We start from the raw sequence: 24,306 nt of genomic DNA on the forward strand, positions 1-24,306 counted from the left end.
GACGGTCCGCCGCGCCCGGCACCGGCCCGCCGGGGCCCCTGGGGCTTCTGCGTCGTTTCGACCGTTGTCAGTCCGAGGACCTAATCTGTTCAGCGTGACTTCGCCTGCCTCGACGGACCCTGTTCCGCCCCAGCTCAGCGCGGGGCCGCGGCTCGCCCAGGGCCCGGCCGCCGACGAGGGGCTGGCGCGACGGCTGCGCGCGCTCGCGTGCACGGCGCCGCTGCACGACCTGGACACCCGCAAGGCCAATCTCGCGGGGGAGTACTCCGTCTACGCGATGGCGGAGGTCGCGCTCGCGGCGATCGACCTCGTGACGCTCAACATGGACTTCGACACCGGCGCGGACCACGAGCAGATAGTGGCCAGACTCCTGCCGCGCGTCGCGGCCCAGGCACCGCACCGCCCGGCCAGCGAACACGAGCGGGTGGCCCGCTGGGTGCTGGAGAATCTGATCAACGTCGGCAGCGTCGACCGCGGATTCCGCGCGGTGTACGGCACGTTCGGCGCCGACGGCGTCTACACCCGGCGGGACTACGACTTCAAACTGATCGAGGAGGTCCCCGGCCAGGGCGGGAGCGTCTATCTGCGCACCACCGACGAAGCGGTCAACGTGCTGGTGGGCGCGTTGGACACGGACGTCACCAGCGCGCAGATCGCTGCCGAGGTCAAGCTGGAGGTGCTGATCAACAGAGGGCGGCTCGCCGACGCCCAACTCGCCGCCGAACAGGCGCGTTACCGCACCGTGCAGTACGCGGAGACGCTGCGCAGGACCCTGGAGGCGACGCGGCGCAACGTCCGCGCGGTCGACTGGCTCAACGCCGTGCCCGACATGATCGCCGAAGCGCTCGACCATGTCGCCGACCGGTACCGCCACGAGAACGCGATCCTCAACAACATCCGCCGGTCACGGGACGAGGCGGAGACCGGCGCCGACCCGAAGACGGCCGAGCACAAGCGGCGCGCCGCCGAACTGGTCGACATAGTCAAGGACTGCATCCGCCGGCACACCCAGCTCCAGTCCCGACTGCTGGAGGCCGGCCCGCTGTTCCGCGCCGAGCAGGACCGCCAAGCGTTCGCCGAGCCCACGACACGGACGGGGCTCGACCTCTACGGCCAACTCGTCGCCCCGCTCCTGCCGCTGTCGGTCGACCGGGCGAGCCGCGTCACCGACGCGTTCTTCGCCCGCGGCACCGGGCTGCGCACGCCCGCCTCCGTCCGCGTCGGCGATCTCGTGGACCTGCTGCTCACCCCACCCGTCGAGCGGGAACATCTCGGCGCGGAGATGCCCGAGCCCGATCTGATCGCCACCCCCGACGACAGCCGGTTCAGCGAGGAGCAGTTGGCGAGCGCGATGGAACTGCTCGACCTGGAACACGACGCGCCGCGCAGACTCTCCGGACTGCTCGCGGAGGCCCGCCGCCGCGATCCGGACCTGCCGTATCTGGTCGCACTGCTCGCGATCCACGCGGCGAGTCCCCCGGTCGGCACGGCCTACCGCCAGGGCGAGGAACGGCTGCTGTTCGCGGTGGACGACGGAACCCCCCTCGACGACCCGGAGTTCGGCGGCGCCGATCTCATACTGGGCACGGCACTCCTGGACGCCGCGGGCATGACGGCGGCCCGAACGGAGGCGGCATGACACGAACGGGCCTCGGGGGTCGCCCAGAGGCCGGTACTCGCCTGGCGCCACGCGCTGCCCTTCGCCCGGTGGAGCGGTGTGCCTGCTGCGCGACGGCGCGGCCCGCCCGGCACTTGGTGGCATGCAAGGCTGGTGGCCTTTCGGTGCGGAGTGCCCGCGCCGTCGGCGCGAGTGCTGCTCCCAGCAACTCTGCGACCCGAGCCGCGTGCTGCCTGGCGGTCCGAGCCGACCTTCACCCGGTGGCGCGGAGCGCTTGCTACGTGGTGGCTCGCATCACTCGGCACCTGGCGGCATACAAGTCCGGTGGCCTTTCGGTGCGGAGTGCCCGCGCCGCCGGCGCGAGTGCTGCTCCCCGCAGCTCTGCGGCGCGGAGCGCCTGCTCCCTGGCGGCACGCCCTGCCCTTCGTACGGTGGTGGTACGCCGTGCCTGCCGCCCAGAGGCTCGCGTCGCCGACCGACGGGCGGCACGCCCCGCCAGTCGCGCGGCTGGGTGGGGTGACGCCTGCGCGGGGGCGCTGCCTGCCCGCAGCTTTACGGCGCGGAGCGCCTATTGCCCGGCGGCACGCGCCACCCGTCGTCCGGTGGCACTGACTGTCTACTGCCTGGCGGCTCGCACCGCCCTTCACGCGGTGGCGCGGAGTGCCTCCTGCCCGGCGGCACGTGCCGCTCGTCGCTTTGCGGTGCGGAGTGCCAGCGCTGTCGGCGTGAGTGCTGCTCCCAGCAACTCTGCGACCCGAGCCCCGCGCTGCCTGGCGGTCCGAGCCGGCCTTCGCCCGGTGGCGCGGAGCGCCTGTTGCTCTGCTGGTCGCGTCGCCCGTCGCACGGTGGTGCCCAATGCCCGCTGCCCAGCGACCCCCACCACCCCCGTCGCCCGTGCGGCACACGTGTCACCTTTCGTTCGACCATCCCCGCCGGCAAGGAGCAGTGCCCGTGAGTGACCATCAGGCAGAGCACTCCTCCGCGTGGGGGGAGGCGGGCGGTGTGGAGGCCGCGCGCGTTTCCGTGGCCGAGGCGGTGGGTGGTGCGGTCACCCCCGCCGACGCCGCCGACGCCGCCCGGCTCGTCTCCTTCGGGCTCCAGCCCAAGCTGCTCCCCGCGCGGGACGTCGAGTACGCCGACCTGTTGCGCCGCTACCGCGAGGAGTCGTCGTTCGCGCGGCTCGCCGACGCCGTCGCCACCGGGCTCGGTCTCGTCGTCCTCGAAGTCTCCTCCCGCGCCGGGATGGCCGTGACAGCCGCCGAGGACTCCGTCTTCGCCGTCCGTATGGGCGACTACGCCCGCCGCGCGTCGACCGACTCCGCCGACCGGTTCCTGCACGGCCTGGCCCATCTCGCCGTCGCCGCCATGGCCTTCCCCCGCCCCGAGGACCTCGCCGACGACGGATACATCGGCCGGATCACCGTCAACGGCGTCGACGCCTTCGTACGGCAGGCCTGCCGCAGGCTGGAGGAGAAGGCCGAGGAACAGGGCGAGAACAGCGACCCGGCCACCGACGCCCCCGGCCTCGAATCGGCCTGGCGCGTCTACGCCCGCCGCAGCGCGACCGGCGCCACCAAGGACGCGCGCCGTCTCGCGGGCTCCACCACCGGCATCATCGGCAAGGCCATGGCCTTCCTCACCGACTCCGGCTTCCTGCACCGCACCGGTGACGACGCCGGAGGCGCGTACCGCACCACCGCCCGCTACCAGCTCCAGGTCCGCGACATGGCCGGCAGCGCCGCCATGGCCGAACTGCTCGCGCTGGGCGTCGTTCCGGTCACCGACGGATCCGCCACGCTGCTGCCCCCACCCGACCCGGACGACCTCGACCTCGTCGCCGACGCCGGACTGCCCTTCCACTCCTGAACCCCGGCGCTCCCGCCCCCGCATCCAGCAGCCCCCCACGCCGGTTCCCATCCGGTCCTGACCACGACGAGAGTCCGCCGCCATGTACGAGCTGTCCCGGGTCCGCCTCTACTCCATCGGGCCTGCCGGTGCGCGCTACGCCGACACCGTGCTCGACCTGCGCGGAGTCGGCGAGCCGGTGCCCCACCCCGCCCCCACCCAGGCGGAGTTCTTCGAGGACGAGCCGGTCGGCCCGCCGCGCCGCCCGGCCCCGGCCGGTGTGCTCTTCCTGGAGAACGGCGGCGGCAAGTCCGTCCTCCTCAAGCTGATCTTCTCGGTGATGCTGCCCGGCCACCGCAACACCCTCGGCGGGGCCAGCTCCGGTGTGCTGCGCAAATTCCTGCTCGCCGACGACTGCGGCCATGTCGCCCTCGAATGGCAGCACACCCTCACCGGTGAGCTGGTCGTGGTCGGCAAGGCCAGCGAGTGGCGCGGCCGTCAGGTGTCCAACGACCCACGGAAGTTCGCCGAGGCCTGGTACTCCTTCCGGCCGGGCCCCGGACTGAGCCTCGACTCGCTCCCGGTCGCCGAGTCCACCGCCGTCCGAAGGCCCGTGGAGGGCACGTCCGGCGCCAAGGGCCGGCGCCGCACCATGAAGGGGTTCCGGGACGCCATCACGGAGGCGGGCAAGGCGTATCCGCATCTCGACGTGTACTGGGAAGAGATCCACGACCGCTGGATCGAGCACCTCGGGGACCTCGGTCTCGACCCCGAACTCTTCCGCTACCAGCGGGAGATGAACGCCGACGAGGGCGAGGCCGCCGGCCTCTTCGCGGTCAAGAAGGACTCCGACTTCACCGACCTGCTGCTGCGCGCCGTCACCGACACCCGCGACACGGACGGGCTCGCCGATCTCGTCGGCGGCTTCGGCAACAAACTGGGCCGCCGCGCCGAGCTGACCGCCGAGCGGGACTTCACGGCCGGCTCCGTCGACCTGCTCGGCAGGATCGTCGACGCCGCGGACGCCCGGTCCCGGGCCCGCGACATCCATACGGCCGCCGAGCGCCGCACCCGCACCCTCGCACGCAGGCTCACCGCGCGCGCCGCCGTGGAACGAGACCGCGTGGGCGACCTCGCCCAGCAGCTCACGGCGGCGGCGCACACCGTCACCGAGGCCGACCGGGCCCGTAGCCGCAGCGCGCTGATCGCCGCCGAACTGGCCTACCGGCACGCCTCCTTGGCCCTCACCGTCGCCGAGAAGGCCGCCGCGGCACAACGGCGGGAGCTGAGCGACGCGCGTACGCTCCACTCCGCCTGGCAGGCAGCCGAGAACGTCCTGCGGCACCGCGCCGCCGCCGACCGTTCGGCGCGCGTCGCCGTCGCGATCCGCGAGGCCGAGCGTGACGCCGCACCGGCCCTCGCCGCCCGTGCCACCGCCGCGGCGGACCTCGTCCGCGCGCTGCACGCGGCAGCCGCCGACGGCGAGCGCCTCGCCAACAAGGAGGAGGAGCGCTCCGCCGGGCTCCAGGAGGTGGGCGAGGCCGCGCACCGTGACGCGACAGCCGCGGCCACCGAGGCGCAGCGTGCCCGCAGCGAGAGCGGTCATCTGCGGCAGCGCCTGTCGGAGGTCGAGCAGGAGACCGCCGAGGCGGTACGGGCCGGCTGGCTCGACGACACGGCGCCCGACGCCGACCCGGCACGTGCCGCCCTCGCCGCGAGCGACGCCGAGAAGTCCGCGGTAGCCGCCTGGGACACGGCGAGGGAAGCGGCGCGAGTGGCGGCGGAGAGGGCCAGGGAGGCCGCAGCCGCCGAGTCCCGTGCCGAACTCTCCGAGGCCCGCGCCGTCGACGCGGCCCGCGCCGCCGGGCACGAGTACGAGGCGGAGCGCCGTACCGCCGAGTCGATCGCCGGGGAGGAGCGCCTCACCGAACTGCTCGGCCTGCCCGGTGCGTCGCCACGCGCGGGCGTCCCCGCACCGCGTAGCGCCGTCAAGGACGCCACGGACGGCCCGACCGGCCGGACGGCGGGCGGCGGAATGCCCGCATCCACCGAAAGCGCCCCAAACATCAGCGCCGGCACCGGCACCGGCACGGGGCAACCGTCCAGGACCGACCCGACCGGAGCCCCTCCGCGCCAAGGCCCGCTCACCCCCGAGGAGTTGGACCGGTACGCCGACGAACTGCGCGAACTGCTCGACCAGGGCGTCTCCGCCGCCGAACGCCAGCTGTTCGACCTGCGTACGGCCGCCGCCGACGACTCGCGCATCCTCGGCGCGCTCGGCGACGGCGGACTCCTGCCACCGGGCCCCGACGTGCTGGCCACCGTCGAATTCCTGGGCGAGCACGGCATCCCGGCCCTCCCCGGCTGGCGCTATCTCGCCCAGGCCGTCGACCCCGCCGACCACGCCGCCGTCCTCGCCGCCCGGCCCGAGCTGGTCGACGGCGTCGTCATCACCGAACCCGCCTCGCACGCACGAGCACGCGAAGTCCTCGCCGGCGCCGCCCTCCTGCCGCGCTCGGCCGTCGCCGTCGGTACGGCGGCGGCGCTGCTCGCACCCGTCCCCGGCCCCGGGCCGTACGGCGACCCGGCCGGCGGCGAGGACAGCGGTGTCTTCCTCGTCCCGCCCAACCCCGCCATGCACGACGAGCACGCCGCCGACGCCGAACGGCAGTCACTGCGGGCCAAGTCGACCGCCCGCGACGAGGAGATCCGCACCCTGTCCGCCCGGCTCTCCGCCGACCGGGCCATCGCCGCCCGCCTCGGTTCCTGGCGGGCCACCTGCGCGCCCGGCAGGCTCACCGAACTCGCGGAGACCGCGCGCGCCGCCGAGGAACTCGCGCAGGCGGCGGGGGACGAGCTCGCCGAGGCCCGTACCGTCAGGGCGGAGGCGGACGAGGCCGCAGCAGACACCGCCCGCGTCCGCGACGAACGGCAGGAGACCGCCCAACGCGCCCGGCGGGTCGCCGACGCCCTCGCGGGACTCGCCTTCCGCCTCCGTGAACGGGCCGGCTGGCAGGTCAAGCTCCGCGCGCTGGCCGACGACGCCGCGGAGTCCGAGGCCCGCGCCACCGCCTGTCTGGAACGGGCCCGCGCCGCCGACGAGGACCGCCGGGCCGCCCAGCGCGCCGCCGACGACGCCCGCCGTACGGCCCGTGCGCTCCGAGCCGAACGCGCCGAGATCGCCGGCGCCCCCGAGAACCTGCCGGACCCCGAGCACGACGCCGACGGGAGCGGGGGCACCGACGCGCCACGTACCGCACTGCCCGCGCTGCGCGAGGCCTACCGCGCCGCCTCCCAGCTGTACGAGAAGGTCGGCGTCGGCGCCGACCTCCGCGCCGAACAGGCCCACGCCGAGAGCGACGAGGGCGCGGCCCTCGCCGAACTGGACCGGCTCAGCAACAAGGTCCGTACCCGCGCCGCCCAGCTCCTGGAGAGCACGGACGGCGCCGACGGGCCTTCCCGGCAGGCCGCTGCGGCCCGCGCCGAATCACTCGTCCAGATGCTGGAGTCCCGCGCGTCGGCGGCCAGCGAGCAACTGGGCCGTCTGCGCGGCGAGGCCGAGCGGCTCGCACCCGCCGAGGGCGAGTCGCACACCGACCTGCCCGAGAGCCAGGTCCCCACCGACGTCGAGCAGGCCCAGGCCCTGCTCCGCGTCGCCACCACCGAACTCGCCACCCGCACCGACGCGTTGGACACCGCCCGCTCCGCACACGGTGAACTGCTGCACGCCCACCGCACCGCGGAGGACGCGACGGGCGGCTTCGACGAGACGGCGGCCCTCCTCGGCGACCTTCTCCGCGGCTCGGCCCACGAGGACACCGACGACACCCCGGAAGCGCCGGAGCCCTATCCCGGCAGCATCGAGGAGGCACGGACCGCCGCCTCCGAGACCCGCCGCTCACTGCGCGGCTGCGCCACCGACCTGTCGGCTGCGGAGGCCGCAGTCCGGGAAGCGAGCGACATTCTCGTAAGGCACGCCAACTCCACCCGCTACGAACAGGTACGCACACCGGCCCGGCAGCAGATCCGCGAACTGCCCGCCGCCGCGCTGCCCGACCACGCCGCGAAGTGGGCGAACGCCTTCGCGCCGAGGCTGCGGGTGCTCACCGACGAGCTGGCGCAACTGGAGCGCAACCGCGACTCCATCGTCGACCGGCTGCGCGGACTGGTGGACTCCGCGCTCACCACCCTCCGCTCGGCCCAGCGGCTGTCCCGGCTGCCCGAAGGGCTGGGGGAGTGGTCCGGCCAGGAGTTCCTCCGGATCCGCTTCGAGGAACCCGACCAGGCGACCCTCACCGAACGGCTCGGCGAGGTCATCGACGAGGCGACCCGCGCCGCCCTCAAGAAGAACTCCGACCTTCGCAGGGACGGCATGTCCCTGCTGCTGCGCGGCGTCCAAGCGGCCCTCCAGCCCAAGGGCATCGCCGTGGAGATCCTCAAGCCGGACGCCGTGCTGCGCGCCGAGCGGGTCCCGGTCGGTCAGATGGGCGACGTCTTCTCCGGCGGCCAGCTGCTCACGGCCGCGATCGCCCTCTACTGCACGATGGCCGCGCTGCGCAGCAACGACCGGGGACGTGACAAGCACCGGCACGCCGGCACACTCTTCCTCGACAACCCGATCGGCCGCGCCAACGCCACGTACCTGCTGGAGCTCCAGCGAGCCGTCTCCGACGCCCTCGGCGTGCAACTCCTCTACACGACCGGCCTCTTCGACACCACGGCACTGGCCGAATTCCCGCTGGTGATCCGGCTGCGCAACGACGCCGACCTGCGGGCCGGCCTCAAATACATCAGTGTCGAGGAGCATCTGAGGCCCGGGCTTCCCCAACAGGACCCGGACGGCGAGACGGTGCACGGCGAGATCACCGCCACGCGCATGTTCAAACGCTCCCAGACCGGCGCCCACAACGGCGCCCCGACCGTCACCACCACCGCCGCGACCGCCACCGCCACGGCAACGACGCCCACGCCGACGACGCCGTCACCAGCGACGACCCCCGGCGGGCAACCGCACGAACCGGCCGTCCCGCCACAGCGGGATCTGACCTAGAAACACCCCAGGGGCCGCCGGGGCGCGGGCGTTCAGGCCTCGGAGAGCCTGCCGGCGCCCCGGCGTCGTATCCGGGCGCCGTCACGCTCCGTCGCCCGCGCCGTACGCCTGGCCCTGCGGCGCTCCCTGCGGAGCTGCCGCGCCGTGCTGCTCGGCACCGAGACCACGCCATGGCGCTGGTTCCACACCTGGCGCGTCACCCAGACGTCCAGCACGCCCCAGGTCGCCACGACCGTGCTGCCCACACTGCTCAGCACCATGGGGAAGGCCAGCCACGAGCCCGCGAGCGTACAGAAGAACGCCATCATCGCCTGGATCAACGTCACCGAGGCGATGATCACGGCCCGCACCGCCGCCGTCCGCACCGGGTCCGGCATCCGGCGCCGTATCGCCGGCTCCTCCACCCACAGCCGCCCCGAAAGGCCCGTGCCTCGCGGGACCGGCAGCTCGACCTCGACCTCCGCGGGCCCCTTCCTGGGGGCCGTCGTCGCCGCTCTCGTGTCCGACTTCGTATTCATGGACCGTAACTCCCCACCGCTGTCCGACATCAGGGTGACTGCCCGGCCCCGGCCGCTTCACGCGAACCATGGCACCGAATGTCCGGCGGACAGCGCTCACACGCCGCCCGCCCGCCCCGTCCCTCGCCCCGAATTCCCCACCCCGAGCCGGTACTTCCGTACGTCAGTACCCAAACACATAGACGAGCGACAGATCCGGAAGATTCCCGCACCCCTATAATTCAGGCCACCTGATCGATTGCGAAAACTGACGCCCCGCCAGGTACTCTGCGCGACAGCGGTGAAAGTCATCTCCGTGAATACCGGGACAACTCGTGCGCAACTCGCCTGGCTGAGGCCGAAAAACGCTCGGACATGGCTTCGAGTTGTCGGTGTGGCAGTAGTAGGCTCACGCCGTTTGTTGACGAGGTTGTCGGTTCCGACGAAGACGCCTTCCACATCGGGTGGGAGGTCGAGCTGGGGGAGGCCATGCGCTTTCGCGGGAAGTCCATCCGCCGGAAGATCGTGGCGTTGCTCCTTGTGCCGCTCGTCTCCCTCACGGCCCTGTGGGCATTCGCCACCACACTCACCGGCCGCGAGGCCGACCAGCTCTTCGACGTCGCCTACATCATCGACAAGGTCGGCGACCCCGTGGAGAACACGGTCCGGGTGGTCCAGCGGGAACGCCGCCAGACCCTCATCTACCTCGCCGACCCCCGTAACTCCGACTCCCTCGCGGAGCTGCGCCGCCAGCGCGCGGCCACCGACAGGGCCGTCACCAAGATCAAGGCGAACGCCGAGGACCCCTCGGTACGCGACCGGATGAGCGGCTCGACCTCCGCGCGGCTGACCTCGCTCACCGACGCGCTCGACGGCCTCGGCGCGCTGCGCCGCTCCGTGGAGAAGAGCACCGTCACCCGCGGCCAGGCGCTCGACTTCTACAACCGGCTCGTCGACCCCTGCCACAGCTTCCTGTCCACGCTGCACGCCCTGGAGGACGTGGAGCTCGACAAGCAGGCCCGTGCCCTGGTCGGCGTCGACCGCGCCCAGGAGATGCTCTCCCGTGAGGACGCGCTGGTCGTCTCCGCGCTGATCAGCCGTCGCGTCACGTCGGAAGAGGTCCGGCTGATATCCGACCTGGTCGCCAACCGGACGCTGCTCTACGAGACCAACCTGGACGTCCTGCCCGCCTCCGAGCGCGAGATCTTCGAGCAGTACTGGGGCGGCCCCGACACCCAGCCGCTCCGCGAGGCGGAGGAGCAGATCGTCGCCGAGGGCGCGGGCGAGAACCCCGGCTCGGTGAACGCCGCGCGCTGGCAGGAGATGTCCAACCCAGTTCTCGAAAGCCTGGAGCGCGAGAGCGAGGCGGCCGACGACCGCTACCGGGACCGCGTCGACCCCGCCGCGTTCAACGTCCTGGTCCTCGCCGGGGTCGCCGGCATCCTCGGCTTCCTCGCGCTGCTGGTCTCCCTGATCGTCTCCATACGCGTCGGCCGCAGCCTCATCCGCGACCTGTCCGGCCTCCGTAAGGAGGCGCACGAGGTGTCCGGCGTCCGTCTGCCCAGCGTCATGCGGCGCCTCGCGGCGGGCGAGCAGGTCGACGTGGAGACGGAAGCGCCGCGACTGGACTACGAACGCGACGAGCTGGGCCAGGTCGGCCAGGCACTCAACACCCTCCAGCGCGCGGCCGTCGAAGCGGCCGTGAAGCAGGCCGAGTTGCGACACGGCGTCTCCGAGGTCTTCGTCAACCTCGCCCGCCGCAACCAGGTCCTGCTCCACCGCCAGCTCACCCTCCTCGACACCATGGAGCGCCGCACCGAGGACACCGACGAACTCGCCGACCTGTTCCGCCTCGACCACCTCACCACGCGTATGCGGCGCCACGCCGAGGGCCTGGTGATCCTCTCCGGAGCCGCGCCCTCCCGGCAGTGGCGCAAGCCCGTCCAGCTCATGGACGTCGTACGGGCCGCGGTCGCCGAGGTCGAGGACTACGAGCGCGTCGAGGTCCGGCGGCTGCCGAGGATCGGTGTCGGCGGCCCCGCCGTCGCCGACCTCACCCACCTCGTCGCCGAACTCCTGGAGAACGCCACGGTGTTCTCGCCCCCGCACACGGCGGTGCAGGTCCACGGCGAACGCGTCGCCAACGGCTTCACGCTGGAGATCCACGACCGCGGCCTCGGCATGAGCTCCGACGCGCTGCTCGACGCCAACCTGCGGCTCGCGGAGACGCCCGAGTTCGAGCTCTCCGACACCGACCGTCTCGGTCTCTTCGTCGTCAGCCGGCTCGCCCAGCGCCAGAACGTACGGGTCTCGCTCCAGCCGTCTCCGTACGGAGGCACCACCGCGATCGTGTTCCTGCCGGCCGCCCTGCTCACCGAGGCGCCCGAGACCCAGGGCACCGGATTCCGGCTCGACCGGGCCAACCTCGGGCCGGACAAGGGCCGTGGCCGCTCCGACGGCAGGCTCGCCTCGCTGTCGCAGGTCCCCACGGGACTCACCGGAAGCCGCTCCGTCCTCGACGGTCCCATCGAACTCGAACCGCCGCTCACGGGGCAGGAGTTCGACGAGCAGCCCGCCCGTGTCGACGCCATCGACGTCGCCACCGGCCTCGGCGGCCTCGGCGACCTGGACGACACCGAGAGCGAGCGCGGCGGTATCTTCCGCGCCCGTGAACACCTGCGGGACACCCGGGGCCGCGAGACCGGCCAGCCGCGCGCGCGGCGCGGCGCCGTGGCCGACTCCGGCGAGCTCCACGAGCAGCACCGCCAGGCCGCCGACCAGGACGGGCCCGCCGGCCGCGAGGACGCGCTCCCGCCCGAGTTCCCGGCGCAGTTGCCCCGGCGCAGTCGCAAGACCCCGAAGCTGGTGGCCGACCACGGCAGGCGGCTGGACGAGCGGGGCGGCGCCCACCCGGCGTCCGAGCCCACGCCGAACGGCCTCTCCACGGACGCGCCTTCCACGGACGAGCCCCCCACAGACGAGCCCCCCACGAACGCGCCTTCCGTGAACGCGCCTTCCACGGAAGCCCCCACACCCGACGGAGCCGCCGTGACGCGCGACGAGAACGGGTCTCCCGCCCCGCTCGGCGGCCTTCCCCGGCGCGTCCGGCAGGCCAGCCTCGCACCCCAGCTCAGGGACGCCGTACGGGAGGACGCCGAGCCGGCGTCTCCCGACGCCCCGGAGCGGGACTACGAGCGGGACGCGTCGGAAGTGCGCAACCGTATGGCTTCCCTCCAACGGGGCTGGCAGCGTGGCCGTCAGCAGAACAACGCCGAAGACACCGATGGCACCACCGAAGGCATCAACGGCCCCGGCGACACAGCAGGAACAACACCGGAAGGGGACGGTCGATGACCGCACCGAAAGCCGCCGCAACTGATTCCACACGCCGCGGATCCGTTCCGGGCGACCTCAACTGGCTCCTGGACGAGCTGGTGGAACGGGTCGGCAGCATCCGCAAGGCGATCGTCCTCTCCGGGGACGGTCTCGCCACGGGAACGTCCAAGGATCTCACCCGTGAGGACGGCGAGCACCTCGCCGCCGTCGCCTCCGGCTTCCACAGCCTCGCCAAGGGCGTCGGCCGGCACTTCGAGGCGGGCAAGGTACGCCAGACCGTCGTCGAACTCGACGAGGCCTTCCTCTTCGTGACGGCGGCGGGCGACGGCAGCTGTCTGGCCGTCCTCGCCGACTCCGACTCCGACGTCGGCCAGGTGGCGTACGAGATGACGCTCATGGTCAAGCGTGTCGGCGTCCATCTCGGTGCCGCACCTCGCGCCGGACAGCCCGCCACCGGGTGAGTTGAATGCCATGAGCCGACCAGGCGAGGATCCGAAGCACTGGTTCGACGGCGAAGCCGGACCGGTGGTGCGCCCGTACGCCATGACCCGCGGCCGGACCAGCAGCGCGATCCGGCACCGGCTCGATCTGATCGCCATCGTCATCCCGGCGTCCTCCGCCGGCGATCCCGCCGGCGACCGGACCCTGTCTCCGGAGCATGTGGAGATAGTCGAACTCTGCAGGGCCAGTCCCCAGTCGATCGCGGAACTCGCCGCGGGGCTCGACCTCCCCGTCGGGGTGGTGCGGGTCTTCGTGGGAGACCTGGTCGAGAGTGAACTGGTGCACGTAACCCGTCCCGTTCCGCCGGCCGAGCTGCCGGACGTGAACATTCTCCGCGAGGTGATCAATGGTCTTCGGGCGCTCTAGCCGTGGACAGCGGCCGATCGAGCCGGTGACTCTGAAGATCCTGGTGGCAGGCGGCTTCGGGGTGGGCAAGACCACGCTCGTGGGCGCGGTGAGCGAGATCAAACCGCTGCGCACCGAGGAGGTCCTGACGGAGGCGGGCCGGCCCGTCGACGACGTCGCGGGCGTCGAGGGCAAGACGACCACCACGGTCGCCATGGACTTCGGGCGCATCACGCTCCGCGACGACCTGGTGCTGTATCTCTTCGGTACGCCGGGCCAGGACCGCTTCTGGTTCCTCTGGGACGAGTTGGCCCAGGGCGCCCTCGGGGCGGTCGTCCTGGCCGACACCAGGCGGCTGGAGGACTCCTTCGCGGCGGTCGACTACTTCGAGCGGCGGGGCATCCCGTTCGCCGTCGCCGTCAACTGCTTCGAGGACGCGATCCGTTTCCCCCCGGAGACGGTCAGGACGGCGCTGGATCTCGACTCCGAGGTGCCGCTGCTGATGTGTGACGCGCGTCGCCGTGAGTCCGTCAAGGACGTACTGGTGGCGGTCGTCGAGCACGCGATGATCCGGGCCCGCCAGGAGCGCGAGCCCGCGGTCACCACCACCTGACCCGGGACGCGACAACCGACGACACATACGGAACACGGCCCGTACCCCCACCGACAGGGGTACGGGCCGTGGGTCTCCGCCGCCGCGACGTCCGCCACCGGCTCAGCGGTTCTCGGCGAGCCACTTCGCGGCGATCTCGCCCAGCTCGGCGTCCCGCCCGGCCAGCATCATCCGGATCATCTCCATGTCACCGCGCAGCGACCACGCGGGATGCCCGAAGCTCGCCGGATTGTTCTTCTCTATGAGGAAGTGCGCGGGCCAGGCCGTTCCGTAGCCGATCAGCGGCAGCGCCAGCGCGTAGCGCTTCCGGCCGGTGGCCAGACCGTAGACGCTGACGGCGAGCCCGGTGAGCGTCCCCGTGAGATGGACCCAGCGGGTCGCCGCGCGGGAGTGCATCGCCACGTAGTAGGGCCAGAATTCCTCGTACGACTCGAATGTCGCCGTTGTCTCCGTTGCCATACGGGCACCGTAACGGGTCGGCGGGGAACGGGAAACGGGCGGAGGAGAACCGAGAACGGGCGTACCGCGTCCGATAGGGGTGAGTGGTCGGCCGGAGCCCACGGGGGTGGTCCCGGCCGGCCGTTCATCCGTCGATCGGTACCTGCACTCAGTGACCGATGACCGAGCGCCAGGAGACCGGGAAGTCGAAGTAGGTCTCCGGGAAGAGCTCCGGCTTGTGGGTGAAGTGCCACCACTCCTCGGGGAGGTTGGTGAACCCGACCTCGGCCAGCGTGCTCTTCAGGAGCTGCCGGTTCGCGCGCTGCTCACCCTGGACGCGGGGATCGTCCGTGTGCGAGAGCGTGTCGAAGCAGTCGTAACCGGTGCCCATGTCGACTGAGTTGTCGCGGAAACGCTCATTCTTCGGCGCGTAGCAGGGGACCAGTCTCTCGCCCGGGACATACGGCCGGGTGGGCTTGGCCGGCAGTCTCACGATCGTCAGGTCGACCGTACTGCCACGGCTGTGCCCGGACTTCTCCGCGATATAACCGTCCGTGAACAACCTCGACTTGTCGACTCGTGGATAGAACTCCGGCTTCATCCTCTCGTCCGCCAGATCCTCCGCCCAGCGGACGAAGTGGTCGACGGCCCGCTGCGGCCGGTAGCAGTCGTAGACCTTGAGCGAGTAACCCTTCCGCAGCAGGGTCCGCTGCGCCCGCTGGAGTGCCTGCGCGGCCGGGCGGGTGAGGATGCAGAGGGGCTGCTCGTAGCCGTCGACGGGCTCGCCCACGAAGTTGTGCGGCGTGAGGTAGCGGATGTCGTGGAGGATCGTCGGTGCCACTGTCGGCAGCGCCACGAACTCCTTGGGCGCGATGGGCCGGAGCGGGCCGGCGGTCCCGGTTTTCCCGGAGGTCCCGGAGGCTTCAAGGGTCCCGGAGGCCGCAAGGGTCCCGGGCGCCTCGGACGTCCCGGTCGCCCCTGACGCGCCGGAAGCCCCGGCGGTCACGGCGAACAGGGCGGCCGTCGCGGCGGCCAACGCGCGGAGAGTGGAAGCGAGTCGTGTCATGGCCACACCGTCTATCAGTTCCACGGCCCGCGGGAAAGCCTCATCGGCTACAGTCCGCGCGTGCCCGACCTCAGAGATGACTCCGTGAAGAACTCGCACTGCTCCACCTGCGGCTCGCCGTACCCGGCCGACGCCGGCTGGCCGCGTACCTGCCGTGTCTGCGGCGACACGGCGTACCGCAACCCCCTGCCGGTCGCGGTCACCCTCCTGCCCGTGACCGACGACGGAGCCACCTCGCTGGTCGTCATCACCCGCACGATCGAACCCCGCCGTGGTCACGTCGCCCTTCCCGGCGGCTTCATCGACCACGACGAGGACTGGCGGCACGCCGCCGTACGCGAGTTGCGTGAGGAGACCGGCATCGAGGCGGCCGAGTCGGACGTACGGCTGGCCGACGCGATGAGCTCGCCGGGCGGCCATCTGCTGCTCTTCGCCCTGCTGCCGGAGCGTCCCGTGGCGGAGCTGCCCGAGACCGTCGCCACCGACGAGACGGAGGGGTGGCATCTGCTGCGGGCCCCGGCCGAGCTGGCGTTCCCGCTGCACACACGGGCCGTACGGTCCTGGTTCGCCGGCCGGTACGACACCGCCCCGGAACCTCCCGAGCGCCCCGTCTGACCCCTGCCCCCGCCGGAACTCCCGCCCGTCCTCCTGACGGCCGCCGGACGCGCTATCCCCGCACCCGGACGGGGAGTTCCGGAGCCACCGCACCGCCGTCCGCCACACGCTCGACCACGACCTCACCGCCCACCAGCCGTGACGTGTACCGCTCCACCTCCGGATGCGCCCACCCCTCCCCGGCGTCCCGCACCACCAGTCCGCCTCCCGTACGCCGCGGTGCCGGAGGCCACACCTCCAGCTCGATGCCCCCGGGCGTCCCGTCGGCCTCCGCCGGGCCCCGGACGGGGATCACCGCGCCCGCCCGCGCCAGCACCGGAATCCGGGACCGCGGGGCATCCAGCAGGACCTGACCGGGCCCCTGGTACGCGGTCCCGGTCGCCGTGTCGTACCAGCGCCCGCGCGGCAGCCGCACCGCGCGCCGATCCGTACCGGCCTCCAGCACCGGCGCGACCAGCAGCGAGTCCCCGAGCAGAAACGCGTCCTCGCAGGCCCGCAGCGCCCGGTCCTCCGGCGAGCCCCACCACACCGGACGGGCGTACGGCGCGCCCGTCAGCCGCGCCAGATGGGCCAGCGTCATGAAGTACGGCCCCAGCCGCTCCCGTTCGAGCAGCGCGGCGCGCGCGTGCCCGAGCACCTCGTCACCGAACTCCCACGGCTCCCTGCGGCCCGCGTCGATGGCCGCGTGCGTACGGAACAGCGGAAGATACGCGCCCAGTTGGTACCAGCGCAGAAACAGCTCCGGCGACGGGCTCCCCGTGAAACCACCCACGTCCGGCCCCGAGTACGGCACCCCGCACAGCCCCAGCCCCAGCACCAGGGAGAGAGAGGCGCGCAGCCCCGGCCAGCCGGTCTCCACATCGCCGGACCAGGTGCCGCCGTACCGCTGCATACCCGCCCAGCCGGACCGCGAGAAGAGGAACGGCCGTCTGTCGGGCCGCAGCCGCCGCAGCCCCTCGTACCCCGCCATCGCCATCGTCAGCCCGTACACGTTGTGGGCCTCCCGGTGGTCGCCCCCGCGCCCCTCCAGCGCGTGCCTGGACGACCGGGGCAGCGACATGTCCCCGAAGGGCGAAAACGAAACGGGCTCGTTCATGTCGTGCCAGAACCCCGAGAAGCCCTGCGCCAGCCGCTCCTCGTACAGACCGCCCCACCACTCGCGCACCGCCGGATCGGTGAAGTCCGGATAGACGCACTCGCCCGGCCAGACCTCGCCCCGTACGTCGTCGCCGCGCGCGTCCCGTACGAACGCCCCGGCAGCCGCGCCGCTGTCGTACGTCTCGTTCCCCGGCTTCGCCTTCACCGCCGGATCCACGATCGACACCAGCCGCACCCCCTCGGCCCGCAACTCCTTCGCGAGCGCCGGCAGATCGGGGTAGCTGCGCCGGTCGACGGTGAACACCTGATGGCCGTCGTAGTGATCGATGTCCAGATGGAGGGCGGACAGCGGCAGCCCCCGCTCCCGGTAGCCCGCCGCGATCCGCCGCACCTCCTCGGCGTCGCCGAAACCCCACCGCGCGTGCTGCGGCCCCAGCGCCCACGCGGGAGGCAGGGCGGGCACCCCGGTCAGGGCCGTCCAGCCGTGCAGCACCCGCGCGGGCGTGCCCAGCAGCACCCAGCAGCGCAGCGGACCGCCCTCCATCCGCAGCTCGGAGGTGCCCGGCCGGTCATGTCCGGAGCCCGCGCCCTCCTCGCCCTCTTTGAGAGTGACGCGCCCGTCCCACGAGTTGTCGTAGAAGGCGAGGTGCGTACCGGCGTCCGCCACCACCAGCTGCACCGGCATGGTGATGTACAGCGGATCGTCACCGGGCCCGAAGCCACCGCGCGGATCGGTGTTCCACAGGCGGTACACACCGTCCCGCAGCCGCGGCCCCGACGCCCGCCCGCCGAGCCCGAAGAAACGCGCGTCGGCCGCCACCTCGGTCCGCTGCGCCCAGCGGGCCGGTCCTTCCCCGTCCACCGGCTCCCACCACCGCGGCGGCAGCTCACGGCGGAGTACGACACCCCCCGGCGTCGCCACCTCCACGCCCCCGTGCCGGGAGACCGTCACCGTCACGCGCTCCGACATCACCCGCCAGCCGCCGTCCTTGTCCGGCTCCAGCACGGCCCGCGGATCGGGCTCCGGGGGATCGCCCGCCAGCGCGTACGACGGCAGCGGCTCGGCCCCGTCCCAGCCCCAGAAGACCCCACCGCCGAGAGCCACCCACACGCGCAGCTCCGCCCGCGCGAACCGGACGATCCCACCACCCGCCAACGGCAGCGCACCACTGACCGGTCCCGGCACCCTGGCCCGCTCCGCGCCGCGCGCCGGCAGATCCCGCTCGTCCGTCCGCCGGTGCCGCCAGGCCGACCGAACCGCCCGCATCCCCTGTACCGAGCCGACATCTCTCATCGAACGCAGCAGTTCACGACCGTCCATGCTGCTCAGCCTGCCATCCGCCCGAGACCGAACAGACCCCGTTCAACTCCCGTTCACCCGTGGTCCCGCCACATGTCGTCCACTCCTCGTTCAGGCACACAGCGGGGCCAGTCTGGTGCGAAAGACGATCACATGGCATCGTCCAGTGGAAGCCGGGGCGCACCTCCGCACGCGTGCGCGCGCCCCACGCACACCACGCGTCGAGCCAGCCCGGGGAGCAACCGCATGACCTCAGCAGCCAGCCCAGCGCCACTGTGGCAGCCGGACGCCGACCGGATCGCGGCGGCGCACGTGACCAGGTTCCAGGCCTGGGCTGCCGAGCGGTACGGGGCTCCCGCCGAAGGCGGGTACGCGGCGCTCCACCGCTGGTCGGTCACGGAACTCGAAACGTTCTGGAAAGCCGTCGCGGACTGGTTCGACGTACGGTTCTCCACCCCGTACGAACGCGTCATCGGCACACGCGCCATGCCCGGCGCCGAGTGGTTCCCCGGCGCCACCCTCAACTACGCCGAGCACGCCCTGCGCACCGCCGAGGACCCGGCGCGCGCCGGCGAACCCGCGCTCCTGCACGTCGACGAGACCCAGGGCCCCACCCCCCTCAGCTGGGCGGAGCTGCGCCAGCAGGTGGGCTCACTCGCCGCCGAACTCCGCGCACTCGGCGTACGCCCCGGCGACCGTGTCAGCGGCTACCTCCCCAACGTCCCGCAGGCCGTGGTCGCCTTCCTCGCCAGCGCCGCCGTCGGCGCCGTCTGGACCTCCTGCGCCCCGGACTTCGGCGCCCGCAGCGTCCTCGACCGCTTCCAGCAGATCGAACCCGTCGTCCTCTTCGCCGTCGACGGCTACCGCTACGGCGGCAAGGAGCACGACCGCACCGGGACCGTCGCCGAACTCCGTGCCGAACTGCCCACCGTGCGCGCCGTGGTACACATCCCGCTCCTCGGCACCCCGGCCCCCAAGGGCGCACTCGACTGGTCCGCCCTCACCTCCGCCACCACCGAACCGGTCTTCGAACAGGTCCCCTTCGCCCACCCACTCTGGGTCCTGTACTCCTCCGGCACCACCGGCCTCCCCAAGGCCATCATCCAGTCCCAGGGCGGCATCCTCCTCGAACACTTCAAGCAACTCGGCCTCCACTGCGACCTCGGCCCCGGCGACCGCTTCTTCTGGTACACCTCCACCGGCTGGATGATGTGGAACTTCCTCGTCTCCGGCCTCCTCACGGGAACCACGGTCGTCCTGTACGACGGCAGCCCCGGCTACCCCGAGACCGGCGCCCAGTGGGCCATCGCCGAACGCACCGGGGCGAAGCTCTTCGGCACCTCGGCCGCGTACGTGATGGCCTGCCGCAAGGCGGACGTGCACCCCGCGCGCGACCACGACCTGTCCAAGATCGCCTGCGTCGCCACCACCGGATCACCCCTGCCGCCCGACGGATTCCGCTGGCTCCACGACGAGGTCGCCGACGACCTGTGGATCGCCTCCGTCAGCGGCGGCACCGACGTGTGCACCTGCTTCGCCGGAGCCGTCCCCACCCTCCCCGTCCACATCGGCGAACTCCAGGCACCCTGCCTCGGCACCGACCTCCAGGCGTGGGACCCACAGGGCCGGCCGGTCGTGGACGAGGTCGGCGAGCTCGTCGTCACCAACCCCATGCCGTCGATGCCCGTCGGATTCTGGAACGACCCCGACGGTAGCCGCTACCACGACAGCTACTTCGACATGTACCCCGGAGTCTGGCGCCACGGAGACTGGATCACCCTCACCGACCGAGGCTCGGTCGTCATCCACGGCCGGTCCGACTCGACCCTCAACCGCCAAGGCGTACGGATGGGTTCGGCCGACATCTACGAAGCGGTGGAACGCCTCCCCGAGATCCGCGAGTCCCTCGTCATCGGCCTGGAAGAACCCGACGGCGGCTACTGGATGCCGCTCTTCGTCCACCTCGCCGACGGCGCCGTGCTCGACGACGCCCTGCGTGCCCGGATCAAGGCGACCATCCGCCGGGAACTCTCGCCGCGCCATGTCCCCGACACGATCATCGAAGTCCCGGCCGTCCCCCACACACTCACCGGCAAGCGGATCGAGGTCCCGGTCAAACGCCTGCTCCAGGGCACGGAGCTGGCCAAGGCGGTCAACCCCGGATCGGTCGACAACCTCGAACTGCTGCACTTCTACGAGTCCCTGGCCCACGACCGACGCGCGAACCGCGAGTAGGACCGGCCACCCGTTGTCAGACCCCCCGACTACTCTGAGTGAGCAATGATCGACAGCGCTCAGGGGGAGTCATGGCGCACACCAACCGCACGAGGACCAACCGCGAACAGCGCGGGAAAACGGCCGGCACCGGCCCGACGGGCACGTCGCGGCGCACGAGAAGCGATCTGCGCGCACTGCGCCGCGAAGTGCCCCGCACCGTCGGGCTGGTGGCGGACGAACGGGACTTCACCGCCATGCGGAGCTACCGCAGCTTCGCCTTCGACGACCACCGGACATATCTCCGACGGATCGACGCGCTGCTCCGCTCACTCGCCACCGAAAGCGCGCACACCGCGGTCGCGCTCTTCGACCCCGAGGAATTCGCCGACCACTGTGCGGAGACAGGCCAGGACCCGGACACCGCCGCCGCCCGCGCCCGGTTCACCGCGCGTATCGCCGCGACCGGCGGCGCCGTCGTCCGCTACACCGGACAGCCCCTCGGGCAACTCGTCCCCCAGCTCGTCAACACCGCGGTGCGGATGGCCACCTGGGAGTACGCGACGATGGTCCTCGCCGACCTCGGGGAGTGCGCCGACTGCGGCGTCGACATCGGACGCGCCTCGTTCGACCGCGCATCACGGATTCTGACCCAGCTGATCGAGCGCGCCGGCCCGGGCACGCACCACCTCGTCTGCAGCATCCCGGCACCGGACGAACAACTCCTCGCCGCCCTCCAGGTGGTGAGGCCCGACACCGGTCCCGCGCGGCTCGACGCCTCCGAGAGCGCGGAATTCGTCACCGTCCTCGCCGCCGGCATCGCGCTGAACAGCGCTGGCGGAGTCGTCCTCCGTACGACAGGGCCGGACGCCCCGGACCGGCTCCACGGCTGGCGACTCAGGGACAACGGCCTCGCCCCGCTCAGCGAGGCCCAGGTCTTCAGCGCCTACTGCACCGACGCCGACACGGGCGAACCGCTCTCGCCGGAACCAGGAGTGGAGTACCACGCGGGGTTCGACCTCGGCATCGAGGAGACGGACCTCCACCGCTGAACGCGCGGAGCTTCCCGCCGCGACGCGGCGGGAAGCTCCCCGGACACCCACCGACGGATCAGTCGTCGGACAGCACCGCCTGCGCGGCCGCCCGCGCCTGCTCGGCGGTGTCGGCCGCGCGCGCCGCGGCGGCGGCACGCTCGCACTGCGCGAGTGAGTACTTCGCCAGCGTCGCCCGTACGTACGGGATCGACGCGGCGCCCATCGACAACGACGTCACACCGAGCCCCGTCAGCACACACGCCAGCAGCGGATCGGCGGCCGCCTCACCACAGACACCACAGCTCTTGCCCTCGGCACCCGCCGAATCCGCGGCCATCGCCACCAGATCCAGCAGCGCGGGCTGCCACGGGTCCTGCAACCGCGACACGGCGCCCACCTGCCGGTCGGCGGCGAAGGTGTACTGGGCCAGATCGTTGGTCCCCAGCGAAAGGAACTCGACCTCCTGAAGAATCGACCGCGCCCGCAGAGCCGCCGACGGAATCTCCACCATCGCCCCGAACTTGGCGTTCAGCCCCGCCTCCCGGCACGCGTCCGCGAACGCCTTCGCATCGGTGCGGTCGGCGACCATCGGCGCCATGACCTCCAGATACACCGGCAACCCCTCGGCGGCCTTCGACAACGCCGTGAGCTGCGTCCGCAGCACGTCCGGGTGGTCGAGCAGACTCCGCAGTCCTCGCACACCCAGCGCCGGATTCGGCTCGTCGGCCGGGGTCAGGAAGTCCAGCGGCTTGTCGGCGCCCGCGTCCAACACCCGTACGACCACCCGGCCTTCGGGAAACGCCTCAAGCACCTGCCGGTACACCGCGACCTGCTTCTCCTCCGACGGCGCCCTCTTGCTGTCGTCGAGGAACAGGAACTCGGTACGGAACAGCCCCACCCCCTCGGCGCCCGCCTCCAGGGCCGCCGGCAAATCCGCGGGACCACCGACGTTCGCCAGCAGGGGCACCTTGTGCCCGTCGGACGTCGCGCCCGGCCCCGAGGAAGCCGCCAGCGCGGCCCGCCGCGCCTCCTCGGCCTTGGCCAACTCCGCCCGCTTCTCGGCGCTCGGCTCGGTGAAGACCTCACCGGAACCGCCGTCGACGGCGACCATCGTGCCCTCGGCCAGCTCGACCGCACCGGGCAGCGCCACCACGGCGGGCACCCCGAGCTGACGCGCCAGAATCGCGCTGTGGCTGGTCGGTCCGCCCTCCTCGGTCACGAAACCGAGCACGAGCGTCGGATCCAGCAGAGCGGTGTCGGCGGGAGCCAGGTCACGCGCGACCAGTACGTACGGCTCGTCGCTGTCCGGCACGCCGGGCATCGGCACCCCGAGCAGCCGGGCCACGATCCGGTTCCGTACGTCGTCCAGGTCGGCGACCCGCCCCGCCAGATACTCACCGGCGCCCGCCAGCAGATCCCGGTAGGAGGCGAACGCCTCGTACACGGCACGCTCGGCCGTGGTCCCGTCGGCGATACGCCGCTCCACGTCGGTCATGAGCTCCGGGTCCTGGGCCATCATGGCCTGCGCCTCAAGAACCCCCTGCGCCTCACCGCCGGCCAGATTGCCCCGGGCGTTCAGATCGGCGGCCACGGCCTCGACGGCCTGCCGCGCACGCCCCTGTTCGCGCTCGGCATCCTCGGTCGGAATCTGCTTGGCAGGCGGTTCGAGAACCGCTGTCCCCATGTGCCGAACCTCGCCGATGGCCACCCCGTGGCTGACGCCGACACCTCGCAGCGTTGTCTGCATTGCACCTGTCTCCGGTTGTGCGACGACCGACCGGATCGCCGCGGTTGATGTGCCTGCCGCCGTCAGGACGGCCGCAGGCAGTGACGACTTTCTCGCGGAGTCACTGCCAGCCGAAGAGCGCGTCGCCGGCCTTCACATCGCCGTCCTGGACGAGGTCCGTCAGTGCCTCGACGCTCGCGTCGAGTGCCACCACGGGACAGACCGGGGACTTCCCGGCGGCCTCGACCTCGACGGGGTTCCAGCGCACGACACCCTGCCCACGCTTCACGGTGTCGCCCTTGGCGACGAGGAGTTCGAACCCGGAGCCGTTGAGCTGGACGGTGTCGATGCCCAGGTGTGTCAGTACGCCGTGCCCCTCGGAGTCGAGCACGACGAAGGCGTGCGAATGAAGGGAGACGACGACTCCGTCGATCGGCGCGACGGCCTCGGAGGGCTCCCGCACGGGGTCGATCGCGGTACCGGGGCCCACCATCGCATCGGAGAACACCGGATCCGGCACAGCCGCGAGTCCGATGGCGCGTCCGGCAAGCGGGGACGTCACGCGGGTCATGGGGGGCCTCCCAGGGGGCGGAGATTCGTCTGCCGTCGTCACTACCTGTCATCGGACGACGTACCGTTCAGAAGCGTAAGTCATATGAAGTGACGGTTCCGCCCGAGAGCTGCCAGTTGGCGGGTCCCACCGCACCGAAAACGATTTGCCTGCCCGCCGGGGCGGCATGTACTGTCGTACCCCTGCCTGACGCGAACGCGACTTCGAGTCTCATGACTTCGAGCCTGTGGTCGGCAGCACCTATCAAGTCAGAAACTCTCTCGGATATGGCTTCCGCATGCCTGCGGAAGGTGTGGTCAGGGAAAGCGAAAAGGCCTGCTAGGGTTTGAAACGTAAGAGAGCAGGACCGAAGGGAAAGCCCGGAGGGGCCCGGAGACGGGACCGAAGGAAGCGTCCGTTCCTTGAGAACTCAACAGCGTGCCAAAAGTCAACGCCAGAT

At 72.0% G+C, this 24,306-nt stretch carries 16 protein-coding genes; 10 read left to right on the forward strand and 6 right to left on the reverse strand.

Going from position 1 to position 24,306, the window contains the following annotated elements:
• Window positions 1-94 precede the first annotated feature (94 nt).
• The 3 genes from ACFWU9_RS33120 to ACFWU9_RS33130 all read left to right on the forward strand — a co-directional run bounded on the left by ACFWU9_RS33120 (window position 95) and on the right by ACFWU9_RS33130 (window position 8,513).
• Window positions 95-1,639, forward strand: a complete 1,545-nt coding sequence (locus ACFWU9_RS33120; RefSeq protein ID WP_384324777.1) for a hypothetical protein — start codon at window positions 95-97, stop codon at window positions 1,637-1,639.
• Between the two features lie 930 nt (window positions 1,640-2,569).
• Complete coding sequence (locus tag ACFWU9_RS33125; protein ID WP_384324778.1) at window positions 2,570-3,484, forward strand: hypothetical protein; 915 nt, start codon at window positions 2,570-2,572, stop codon at window positions 3,482-3,484.
• 82 nt (window positions 3,485-3,566) lie between these two features.
• Entirely contained in the window at window positions 3,567-8,513 is a 4,947-nt protein-coding gene (locus ACFWU9_RS33130) for a hypothetical protein (protein ID WP_384324779.1), read from the forward strand.
• Between the two features lie 32 nt (window positions 8,514-8,545).
• Here ACFWU9_RS33130 and ACFWU9_RS33135 read toward each other — a convergent pair whose 3' ends face one another.
• Window positions 8,546-9,031 (reverse strand): hypothetical protein, encoded by a 486-nt coding sequence (locus tag ACFWU9_RS33135; protein ID WP_384324780.1) that lies wholly within the window; start codon window positions 9,029-9,031, stop codon window positions 8,546-8,548.
• A 468-nt stretch (window positions 9,032-9,499) separates the two neighbouring features.
• Here ACFWU9_RS33135 and ACFWU9_RS33140 point away from each other — a divergent pair, with 468 nt between their 5' ends.
• Genes ACFWU9_RS33140 through ACFWU9_RS33155 form a run of 4 tightly spaced genes read left to right on the forward strand, consistent with a single transcriptional unit; the run spans window position 9,500 to window position 13,805 of the window.
• Window positions 9,500-12,364, forward strand: a complete 2,865-nt coding sequence (locus tag ACFWU9_RS33140) for a nitrate- and nitrite sensing domain-containing protein (RefSeq protein ID WP_384324781.1) — start codon at window positions 9,500-9,502, stop codon at window positions 12,362-12,364.
• On the forward strand, window positions 12,361-12,807 hold the full coding sequence (locus ACFWU9_RS33145; RefSeq protein WP_384324782.1) for a roadblock/LC7 domain-containing protein: 447 nt from the start codon (window positions 12,361-12,363) through the stop codon (window positions 12,805-12,807). Before ACFWU9_RS33140 ends, ACFWU9_RS33145 begins: the two co-directional genes overlap by 4 nt.
• Before the next feature lie 10 nt (window positions 12,808-12,817).
• Window positions 12,818-13,213, forward strand: coding sequence for a DUF742 domain-containing protein (locus tag ACFWU9_RS33150; RefSeq protein ID WP_384324783.1), 396 nt, complete (start codon window positions 12,818-12,820; stop codon window positions 13,211-13,213).
• The gene (locus ACFWU9_RS33155) at window positions 13,194-13,805 is read left to right on the forward strand and encodes an ATP/GTP-binding protein (RefSeq protein ID WP_384324784.1); all 612 of its coding nucleotides are present in this window, start codon (window positions 13,194-13,196) and stop codon (window positions 13,803-13,805) included. The genes ACFWU9_RS33150 and ACFWU9_RS33155 overlap by 20 nt, the downstream gene beginning before the upstream one ends.
• Before the next feature lie 102 nt (window positions 13,806-13,907).
• Here the strand turns inward: ACFWU9_RS33155 and ACFWU9_RS33160 are convergent, their stop codons facing one another.
• Window positions 13,908-14,264, reverse strand: coding sequence for an Mpo1-like protein (locus ACFWU9_RS33160; protein ID WP_384324785.1), 357 nt, complete (start codon window positions 14,262-14,264; stop codon window positions 13,908-13,910).
• 148 nt (window positions 14,265-14,412) lie between these two features.
• On the reverse strand, window positions 14,413-15,309 hold the full coding sequence (locus ACFWU9_RS33165; protein ID WP_384324786.1) for a M15 family metallopeptidase: 897 nt from the start codon (window positions 15,307-15,309) through the stop codon (window positions 14,413-14,415).
• A gap of 60 nt (window positions 15,310-15,369) precedes the next feature.
• Between ACFWU9_RS33165 and ACFWU9_RS33170 the strand changes: the two genes are divergently transcribed.
• Window positions 15,370-15,924 (forward strand): NUDIX domain-containing protein, encoded by a 555-nt coding sequence (locus ACFWU9_RS33170; protein WP_384324787.1) that lies wholly within the window; start codon window positions 15,370-15,372, stop codon window positions 15,922-15,924.
• Window positions 15,925-15,976: 52 nt separating this feature from the next.
• Here ACFWU9_RS33170 and ACFWU9_RS33175 read toward each other — a convergent pair whose 3' ends face one another.
• Window positions 15,977-18,343: a glycoside hydrolase family 31 protein gene (locus tag ACFWU9_RS33175; RefSeq protein ID WP_384324788.1), complete on the reverse strand. Its 2,367-nt coding sequence runs from the start codon at window positions 18,341-18,343 to the stop codon at window positions 15,977-15,979.
• Window positions 18,344-18,568: 225 nt separating this feature from the next.
• On the opposite strand from ACFWU9_RS33175, the gene ACFWU9_RS33180 reads away from it, so the two are divergent.
• Window positions 18,569-20,557, forward strand: coding sequence for an acetoacetate--CoA ligase (locus ACFWU9_RS33180; RefSeq protein ID WP_384324789.1), 1,989 nt, complete (start codon window positions 18,569-18,571; stop codon window positions 20,555-20,557).
• A gap of 71 nt (window positions 20,558-20,628) precedes the next feature.
• A complete protein-coding gene (locus tag ACFWU9_RS33185) occupies window positions 20,629-21,588 on the forward strand; it encodes a hypothetical protein (RefSeq protein WP_384324790.1) in 960 nt (319 codons plus the stop codon).
• 58 nt (window positions 21,589-21,646) lie between these two features.
• On the opposite strand, the gene ptsP is transcribed toward ACFWU9_RS33185, so the two are convergent.
• Window positions 21,647-23,317, reverse strand: coding sequence for a phosphoenolpyruvate--protein phosphotransferase (ptsP, locus tag ACFWU9_RS33190; RefSeq protein ID WP_384324791.1), 1,671 nt, complete (start codon window positions 23,315-23,317; stop codon window positions 21,647-21,649).
• 100 nt (window positions 23,318-23,417) lie between these two features.
• The gene (locus tag ACFWU9_RS33195) at window positions 23,418-23,867 is read right to left on the reverse strand and encodes a PTS glucose transporter subunit IIA (protein ID WP_384324792.1); all 450 of its coding nucleotides are present in this window, start codon (window positions 23,865-23,867) and stop codon (window positions 23,418-23,420) included.
• Window positions 23,868-24,306: the final 439 nt, after the last annotated feature.

The organism is Streptomyces sp. NPDC058653, assembly GCF_042716895.1.
Taxonomy (GTDB): Bacteria; Actinomycetota; Actinomycetes; order Streptomycetales; family Streptomycetaceae; genus Streptomyces.